This is a genomic window from Streptomyces sp. NPDC003032, assembly GCF_053591415.1.
In genome coordinates, this window is the sequence record NZ_JBSFTT010000002.1 from 466,210 (window position 1) to 474,747 (window position 8,538).

6 protein-coding genes and 1 pseudogene are annotated in these 8,538 nt (G+C 73.1%); 6 read left to right on the top strand and 1 reads right to left on the bottom strand.

Going from position 1 to position 8,538, the window contains the following annotated elements:
• Window positions 1-53: 53 nt before the first annotated feature.
• From ACWDZ7_RS04560 to fdhD, 4 genes and pseudogenes are all read left to right on the top strand, one after another.
• Window positions 54-1,775, top strand: a pseudogene (locus ACWDZ7_RS04560) (molybdopterin oxidoreductase family protein); the annotation flags it as partial.
• Window positions 1,776-1,783: 8 nt separating this feature from the next.
• On the top strand, window positions 1,784-3,766 hold the full coding sequence (locus ACWDZ7_RS04565; RefSeq protein WP_451794735.1) for an NADH-ubiquinone oxidoreductase-F iron-sulfur binding region domain-containing protein: 1,983 nt from the start codon (window positions 1,784-1,786) through the stop codon (window positions 3,764-3,766).
• Window positions 3,763-4,557: a 4Fe-4S dicluster domain-containing protein gene (locus ACWDZ7_RS04570; protein ID WP_451794737.1), complete on the top strand. Its 795-nt coding sequence runs from the start codon at window positions 3,763-3,765 to the stop codon at window positions 4,555-4,557. The genes ACWDZ7_RS04565 and ACWDZ7_RS04570 overlap by 4 nt, the downstream gene beginning before the upstream one ends.
• Window positions 4,558-4,564: 7 nt before the next feature.
• Window positions 4,565-5,413, top strand: coding sequence for a formate dehydrogenase accessory sulfurtransferase FdhD (fdhD, locus tag ACWDZ7_RS04575; RefSeq protein WP_451794739.1), 849 nt, complete (start codon window positions 4,565-4,567; stop codon window positions 5,411-5,413).
• Between the two features lie 76 nt (window positions 5,414-5,489).
• Here fdhD and ACWDZ7_RS04580 read toward each other — a convergent pair whose 3' ends face one another.
• Window positions 5,490-5,930, bottom strand: a complete 441-nt coding sequence (locus ACWDZ7_RS04580; RefSeq protein WP_451794741.1) for a MarR family winged helix-turn-helix transcriptional regulator — start codon at window positions 5,928-5,930, stop codon at window positions 5,490-5,492.
• 97 nt (window positions 5,931-6,027) lie between these two features.
• On the opposite strand from ACWDZ7_RS04580, the gene ACWDZ7_RS04585 reads away from it, so the two are divergent.
• Together ACWDZ7_RS04585 and ACWDZ7_RS04590 are read left to right on the top strand one after the other, a co-directional pair.
• On the top strand, window positions 6,028-6,951 hold the full coding sequence (locus tag ACWDZ7_RS04585; RefSeq protein WP_451794742.1) for a quinone oxidoreductase family protein: 924 nt from the start codon (window positions 6,028-6,030) through the stop codon (window positions 6,949-6,951).
• 300 nt (window positions 6,952-7,251) lie between these two features.
• Window positions 7,252-8,538: sialidase family protein (locus ACWDZ7_RS04590; protein WP_451794744.1), on the top strand; the 1,287-nt coding region annotated here is incomplete at its 3' end.

Genomic DNA, 8,538 nt, shown 5'->3' on the forward strand with positions numbered 1-8,538 from the left:
GGGGGCGCGTGAGGCGGGTGTAGGTCTTGGGGATTCGGTCGCGTCGGCTCATGCGGCAGTTCGCACGCGTCGTGATGGGCACGAACAACGTCGACTCCTGCAACCGCACCTGCCACGCGCCGAGCGTCGCGGGCCTGTCGGCCGCCTTCGGTTCGGGCGGCGGGACATCGTCGTACGAAGAGGTCGAGCACACGGATCTGATCGTGATGTGGGGCTCCAACGCCCGTCTCGCGCACCCGATCTTCTTCCAGCACGTCCTGAAGGGCATCAGGAACGGCGCGCGGATGTACGCCGTCGACCCGCGCCGCACGAAGACCGCCGAGTGGGCGGAGGGCTGGCTCGGCCTGAACGTCGGCACCGACATCCCGATGGCCCACGCGATCGGCCGCGAGATCATCCACGCGGGCCTGGCGAACCGCGCGTTCATCGAACGGGCCACGACGGGCTTCGCGCAGTACGCGGCCCTGGTCGAGCCGTGGACGCTGTCGCTCGCCGAGAAGGTGACGGGCGTACCGGCCGCCGCCGTCCGCGAACTGGCGCACGCCTACGCGCGCGCCGAGCGGGCGCAGCTGTGCTGGACGCTCGGCATCACCGAACACCACAACGGCACGGACAACGTGCGCGCGCTGATCAACCTGTCGCTCCTGACCGGCCACGTCGGACGGTACGGCTCCGGGCTCCAGCCCCTGCGCGGCCAGAACAACGTCCAGGGCGGCGGCGACATGGGCGCCATCCCCAACCGCCTCCCCGGCTTCCAGGACGTCCTCGACCCGGGCGCCCGCCGGAAGTTCGAAGCGGCCTGGGACACGGTCATCCAGCCCCGCCACGGCCTGAACCTGACCGAGATGTTCGAGGCGATGGAGGAAGGCTCCCTCAAGGCCGTCTACCGCATCGGCGAGAACCCGGCGCAGTCCGAGGCCGACAGCGAGCAGGCGATACGTCGGCTGCGCGCCCTGGACTTCCTGGTCGTCCAGGACATCTTCCTCACCAGGACGGCCGAATTGGCGGACGTCGTGCTGCCCGCGACCGCCGCCTGGGCGGAGACCGACGGCACGACGACCAACAGCGAGCGGCGCGTACAGCGGGTGCGCAAGGCGGTGCGACCGCCCGGCGAGGCGCGCGAGGACATCGGCATCCTCTGCGAGCTGGCGGGCCTGCTCGGCCACGACTGGGAGTACGCTGACGCGCGGGCCGTCTGGGACGAGCTGCGCTCGCTCTCGCCGGACCACCACGGCATGACGTACGAACGTCTCGACGCGCTGCAGGGCATCCAGTGGCCGTGCCCCGACGAGGGCCGGCTCGAACCGACGTACCTGCACGGCAGGTTGTGGGAGACGGACCCGGCGCGGTGCGGCGTGCTCGCGCCGTTCGGGCTCGTCGAGCACGATCCGCCGGTCGACCTCACCGACGAGACGTATCCGATCCGGCTGACCACCGGGCGGCGGCTCGACTCGTACAACACCGGTGTGCAGAGCGTGAGTTACCCCTCCCCGCTGCGGCGCGGGGAGTACGTCGAGCTGTGCCCGGAGGACGCGGAGCGCTACGGCGTCGTGGTGGGCGAGGAGGTACGGGTCTCCTCGCGGCGCGGGGCGGTGACGGCGCCGGTCTGGGTCGACCCCGGGCTGCGGCCCGGACTCGCCTTAATGACCACGCACTTTCCCGACGAGGTCGACACCAACCAGCTGACGATCGAGGCGAACTGCCCGATCGCGGGGACGGCGGAGTTCAAGGCCTCTGCGATACGTGTCGACAAGCTGACCGCGCCGGCCACGTGAGGTGACCTATGGACCTGCACTTCGGTGACAGCGAACCGTCGGACGACGAACGCGCCGCCGTCGACGCGGTGCTCGGGCCGCCCGCGTCCACGTGGGAGGGCTCCGACGACCGCGCCGACGCCGCTCTGCGCTGGGCGCGGGGCGGGCGGGCGGCGCGGGAGCGGCGGGATCTGCTGCTGCCGGGGCTGCACGCCCTGAACGACCGGGTGGGGTGGGTCAGCGAGGGCGGCCTCGGCTATCTGTGCAGGCGGCTGACGGTGCCGCCGGCGGAGGGGTACGGGGTCGCCACGTTCTACTCCCTCTTCTCGGTGCGGCCCCGTCCCCGCACGGTGGTGCGGGTCTGCACGGATCTGGCGGGCGCGGCGGCCGGGCTGTGCGGGGAGGTGGAGGAGCGGCTCGGGTCCGTGCCTGGGGTGGCCGTCGAGGGGAGCCCCTGCCTGGGGCTGTGCGAGAGGGCTCCTGCCGCGTTGGGGGTGCGGGCCAGGCCTCCGGCGGCGCGTTTGCCCGATGGCGCCCCTTCAGGAAACCGGGAATGCGCCCCGGGCCCTGGCGCGGGGCTCGGTCGATCACCCCGGACTTCCGGGGCAGGGAATGAAGCCCCTCCGGCGTTCGAGGAGCGGGGCCCGGGGCGGAGCCCCGTGGACGGCGGGGAAACCCACGCCACCGCCATCCTCGCCCCCGCCACACCCGACGCCATCGCTCTCGCGGCCGCGACCCCGGAGGCCGCCCCCGCCGAGCCCCCGGCGGCCCTCGCCGTTCCCCAGGCCGGGGACCCCGCCCTCGTACTACTGCGCCGCATCGGCACCGTTGACCCGTCCTCCCTGGACGACTACCGCGCCCACGGCGGCTACACCGCCCTGCGCCGCGCCTTCGCCATCGGCCCCGCCGAGGTCATCCGGGAGGTCACCGAGTCGGGGCTCCTGGGACGCGGGGGCGCCGCCTTCCCCACGGGACGGAAGTGGCAGGCCACGGCCGCGCAGCCCGACCGTCCGCACTACCTCGTCTGCAACGCCGACGAGTCCGAGCCCGGCACCTTCAAGGACCGCGTGCTCATGGAGGGCGACCCGTACGCGCTCATCGAGGCGATGACGGTCGCCGGGTACGCGGTCGGCGCCCACCGCGGCTACCTCTACCTCCGCGGCGAGTATCCGCGCGCCCTGCGCCTCCTGGAGCACGCCCTCGCGCGGACCCGCGCCCGCGGGCTCCTCGGCGACGACGTGCTCGGCCAGGGGTACGCGTTCGACATCGAGATCCGGCTGGGCGCCGGTGCCTACATCTGCGGTGAGGAGACCGCCCTGTTCAACTCCATCGAGGGGTACCGGGGCGAGCCCCGGTCGAAGCCGCCGTTCCCCGTGGAGAAGGGCCTGTTCGGCAAGCCCACCGCCGAGAACAACGTCGAGACGCTCGTCAACGTCCTGACCGTCCTGACCATGGGCGCCAAGGCGTACGCCGCCGTCGGCACCGCGCACTCCACCGGCACCAAGCTCTTCTGCGTCTCCGGCGCCGTCGAGCGGCCCGGCGTCTACGAACTGCCCTTCGGCGCCACCCTCGGCGAGCTGCTCGCTCTCGCCGGACGCCGGGGCGGCCTGCGGGCGGTCCTGCTCGGCGGGGCCGCCGGCGGCTTCGTGCGCCCCGACGAGCTCGGCATCCCCCTCACCTCCGAGGGGACGCGGGAGGCAGGGACCACGCTCGGCTCCGGAGTCGTGCTCGCCCTCGACGACAGCGTTCCGCTCCCCCGGGTCCTGCTGCGCATAGCGGAGTTCTTCCGCGACGAGTCGTGCGGGCAGTGCGTGCCGTGCCGGGTCGGGACCGTCCGCCAGGAGGAGGCCCTGCGCCGCCTCGTGGAGCTGACGGGCGCCGACGCCGCCGGTGACATCGCGCTGCTCCGGGACGTGGGGCGGGCCATGCGGGACGCCTCGATCTGCGGTCTCGGGCAGACCGCGTGGAACGCCGTGGAGTCCGCCATCGACCGCTTGGGGGCGTACGAATGACCGTCCTCCCTCTCCAATTCCCGCGTCGGCTCGCGGAGTTCGCCCTGGACGGGCAGGCGGCCAGGGTGCCTGAAGGGGCCACGCTCCTCGACGCCTGCCGGGTGTGCGTGGTGGAGGTGGAGGACGCCCGCACGCTCGCGCCCGCCTGCTCCCGCGGGGCCGAGCCCGGCCTGAGCGTCCGCACGGACACCGAGCGCACCCGCCACAGCCGAAGGCTCGTCCTCGAACTCCTCGCCTCCAGCGTCGACTTGTCGACGACCCCGAAGGTCGCTGACTGGCTCAAGGAGTACGAGGCCGAGCCCGACCGCTTCGGCCCCGACGCGGCCCGCCTGGACGAGGCGCCCCGGGTCGACAACGACCTGTACGTGCGCGACTACGACAAGTGCATCCTCTGCTACAAGTGCGTCGACGCGTGCGGCGAGCAGTGGCAGAACACGTTCGCGATAGCCGTCGCCGGGCGCGGTTTCGACGCCCGTATCGCCGTGGAGCACGACGCCCCGCTGACCGACTCGGCGTGCGTGTACTGCGGGAACTGCGTCGAGGTCTGCCCGACGGGCGCCCTCAGCTTCAAGTCGGAGTTCGACATGCGGGCCGCCGGTACGTGGGACGAGGCGGCGCAGACGGAGACGACGACCGTGTGCGCGTACTGCGGCGTCGGCTGCAACCTCACGCTGCACGTGCAGGACAATGAGATCGTGAAGGTCACCTCGCCGCACGACAACCCGGTGACCCACGGCAACCTCTGCATCAAGGGCCGCTTCGGCTACCAGCACGTACAGAACCGGGACTGATCAAGACATGGGACGAGTCACGGAGCGACGCAAGGTCATCCGGATCCGGGACGGGCACGTCTCCGAGCGGCCGGACACCCTGGTCGCCGAGGAACCCCTGGAGATCCGGCTGAACGGCAGGCCGCTCGCCATCACCATGCGCACACCGGGCGACGACTTCGCGCTCGCCGCGGGTTTCCTGGTGAGCGAGGGGGTCTTCGGCAGCGCCGACGAGCTGCTGAACATCGTGTACTGCGCGGGGGCCACCGAGGACGGCTCAAACACGTACAACGTGGTGGACGTGCGGACGGCGCCCGACGTCGTCCTGCCCGACATCACCCTGGAGCGGAACGTCTATACGACGTCGTCGTGCGGCCTGTGCGGCAAGGCGAGCCTCGACGCCGTGCGCACCACCGCGCGGTGGCCGATCGCCGACACTCCCCCGGTCCGCGTCGGGACCGAGCTGCTCGCGAGCCTCCCCGACCGGCTGCGCGAGTCGCAGCGCGTCTTCGACCGGACCGGAGGGCTGCACGCGGCGGCCATGTTCGACGAGGAGGGCCGGCTGCTCGACATACGGGAGGACGTGGGGCGGCACAACGCCGTCGACAAGCTCGTCGGCCGGGCTCTTCAGGAGGGGCGGCTTCCGCTGTCGCGCGTGATCCTGCTCGTCTCGGGCCGCGCGTCGTTCGAGCTGGCCCAGAAGGCGGTGATGGCGGGCATTCCGGTGCTCGCCGCGGTCTCCGCGCCGTCCTCGCTCGCGGTCGACCTGGCCGCCGAGACCGGTCTGACGCTGGTCGGTTTCCTGCGCGGCTCCTCCATGAACGTGTACGCGGGCGAGCACCGCGTCGCCCTGCGGGCCGCGGCCACCCAGGGCTGACCCGGAACTCCCCGCCGCACGGCGGCACGGCCCCGGCCGGCGGGGAGCGCCCCCTGCGCCGGTCGGGCCGACTGCCTCAGTTCACCCCGGAGATCCGCGTGAGCATCTCCAGGAACCGCTCGCGCTCGGCTGCCGAAAGGGGCGCCAGGAGTTCGCCGTTGGCCCGCTCGGCCGCCTCGGCGCAGCGCGCCACGAGCCGCTTCCCCTTGGCGGTGATCGTGATCGCGTTCTTGCGGCGGTCGGCGGGGTCCGGGGCGCGGTCGACGAGACCCTCGGCCTGGAGGTCGTTGATCACGCCGACCATGTCCTTGGGGTCGAGCAGGACGCTGCGGCCCAGCTCCGCCTGGGCGACCGGGCCGAGGTCCGCTACGGCGGAGAGCACCACGTGGTGCCACATCTTCAGGCCCTCCTGGGCCAGCGCGTCGGCGACCAGGCCGCGGCCGCGGGCGGCCGCGCGGCCGAGCAGCCAGCTGGGGAGGGTGCGGATGGTGCCGGGGGCGGGCGGCGTCGTGGGCATGGGGGAAGCCTAGCGAAGAATCATTGGACTTCCCAACGGTAATACGCTTACCGTTGGGTGTCCCAACGATTCCTGACCCACTCTGGAGGTGGTGCGGATGCGTCGCGTCCGGTACGAGCGCCGCGGCGGCCCCGAGGTGCTGTTCCTGGAGGAGGCGCCCGTCCCCGAGCCGGGGCCCGGCGAACTGCTCGTGCGCGTCGAGGCGGCCGGTGTGACGCTGCCCGTCGTCCGCAAGGTCCGCGAACCCCGCGACCCGATCGCTCTGGGCGGCGAGATCGCCGGGGAGGTCGTCGCGCTCGGTGAGGGCGTCACCGGTCACGCGCCGGGCGACCGCGTCACGGGCCTCGTCTTCGGGCACGGTTACGCCGACTACGCCCTGCTCCACACCGCGATGGCCTCCCCCGTGCCGCAGAGCGCGAGCGCGGTCGACGCGGTCGCGCTGGTCCGCTCCGGGCTCGTCGCATGGGGCGCGCTGGACGCCGCGCGCCCCGAGCCGGGCGAGGCCGCGCTCGTCACGGCCGCGGCGAGCGGCGTCGGCCATCTCGCCGTACAGCTCGCACGGTCGAGGGGGGCCGCGCGCGTCGTGGGCGCCGTCTCCGACTCCCGCAAGGCCGACTTCGTGCGCGGGCTCGGCGCCGACGACGTCATCACGTACGACCGTCAGGACTGGGGCGAGCCCGTCGACTACGCCCTGGACGCGGTCGGTGGCGACCTGCTCGCACCCGCCGTCGGCTCCCTGGCCCCGCACGGCCGGCTGGTGGCGTACAGCTCGGGCGGCGGCACTGTGGCGGCGTACGACCTGCTCGTCGGCGCGAAGTCGGTCATCGGCTTCCAGATGGCGCTGATCGCGCGCGGGAAGCCGGAGCTGTACGAGTCGTGGCGGCGCGAGCTGTGGCGGCTGTACGCGGCGGGCGAGCTGCGGCCCGCCGTGCACGCGTGCTTCTCGCTGGAGGACGCGGCGCTCGCCCATGCGGCGATCGAGGGGCGGAGCAACTTGGGGAAGGTGGTCCTTGTGCCGTGACGCTTGGCGTGAGCGGCGCGCGGTTCCTCTGGCGCACGGTTCTTGTGGGGTGCGGTGGCCCTCAGTACCGTCTGTGGCGCGCACGTAGGACGTGGGATGTCCGGGCGTATGCCCGGATGTACGTATGCCCGGATGCATGTCCGGGCGCCCCGTCGTCGCTGTCGCCATCGCCATCGCCAGGAAAGGCGGGCCCGCACCATGTCGTCGAGTTCGAGCCTCCCCGTACGTCTCAGATACCTCAGACTCTTTCGATCCTCCAGATCCGTCGCCGCTGCCGTGGCGGCGGTCGCCGTTGGCGCCATGCTGCCGGCGCCCTCCGCACAGGCAGCCCAGGCCGCGTCCGAGCGGACGCCGTCGTTCGAGCAGCAGGTGCTGTTCAAGGCCTCCCAGGACCCGGGGTACGCCTGCTTCCGCATCCCGGCCGTCGTGAAGACGGTGCGGGGCACCCTGCTCGCCTTCGCCGAGGGGCGGGTCAACGACTGCAGCGACGCGGGTGACATAGACCTGGTGCTGAAGCGGTCCCACGACGGCGGCCGCACCTGGGGCCCGCTCCAGGTCATCAACGAGGGCGCCGGTGACACGCACGGCAATCCGGCGCCGGTCGTGGACCGCGAGAGCGGCCGCGTCCTGCTGGCGGAGACGTACAACACCGGCCGCACGGACGGCAGGAACTGCGACATACCGTGCGACCGCACGCCCCACCTCCAGTACAGCGACGACGACGGCCGCAGCTGGTCGCGGCCGCGCGACCTGAGCGACGAGATCCTGCCCGAGGAGTGGAACTCCTGGTATGCCACCGGTCCCGTGCACGGCGTCCAGCTGTCCCGCGGCCGGCACGCGGGGCGGCTCGTCCTCGCCGTCAACGCCGAGACGTGGGACGGCAGCCGGATAAGCGCCAACCACGCCGCGCTGGTCGTCAGCGACGACGGCGGTGACCACTGGAAGGTCGGCGCCACCGACTCGTACCCGACGAACGCGGACGGTACGTTCCGCCAGAAGCCGTCGGAGATGACCGTCACCGAGCGGCCCGACGGCGCGCTCTACGTCAGCGGCCGTGAGCAGGACGGCACCGACCTCGGGCACCGCACGCACACGGTGAGCCGCGACGGCGGCTCCACCTTCGCCACGCCCTTCCGGGCGGTCCCCGACCTCTACGCGCCGCAGGTGCAGTGCTCCACCCTCCAGTTCGGCAAGCGGATGCTGCTCGGCTGCCCCGGCGACCCCGACCGGCGCCGCACGATGCAGATCCGCTCCTCCTACGACGGCGGCCGCACCTGGGACAGCGTCGACCGGGGCACGACGGTGACCACGGACTGGTCCGGTTACTCCGACATGGTGCGGGCCGACGGCGCGCACGTCGGCCTGATGTACGAGGGCGGCCCGGTCGACGCGCGCGACGAGATCCGCTTCGCCCGCTTCACCGGGGACTGGCTGAAGCCGCGCCGCGGCCCCGACCCGACGACCCGCGACCACGCCCCGGGGGCCCGCGCCGCCGCCGCCGCGGGGGGGGGGGGGGGGGGGGGGGGGGGCGGTGGGGGGGGGGCGCGCGGGGGACGCGCGGGGCGCGCCGTCGTCCACCCCCGACGC

Coding starts and splice junctions, on each gene's coding strand:
- ACWDZ7_RS04585 (WP_451794742.1), top strand. CDS start 6,028: ATGCGTCGCGTCCGGTACGAGCGCCGCGGCGGCCCCGAGGTGCTGTTC.
- ACWDZ7_RS04565 (WP_451794735.1), top strand. CDS start 1,784: ATGGACCTGCACTTCGGTGACAGCGAACCGTCGGACGACGAACGCGCC.
- ACWDZ7_RS04580 (WP_451794741.1), bottom strand. CDS start 5,930: ATGCCCACGACGCCGCCCGCCCCCGGCACCATCCGCACCCTCCCCAGC.
- fdhD (WP_451794739.1), top strand. CDS start 4,565: ATGGGACGAGTCACGGAGCGACGCAAGGTCATCCGGATCCGGGACGGG.
- ACWDZ7_RS04570 (WP_451794737.1), top strand. CDS start 3,763: ATGACCGTCCTCCCTCTCCAATTCCCGCGTCGGCTCGCGGAGTTCGCC.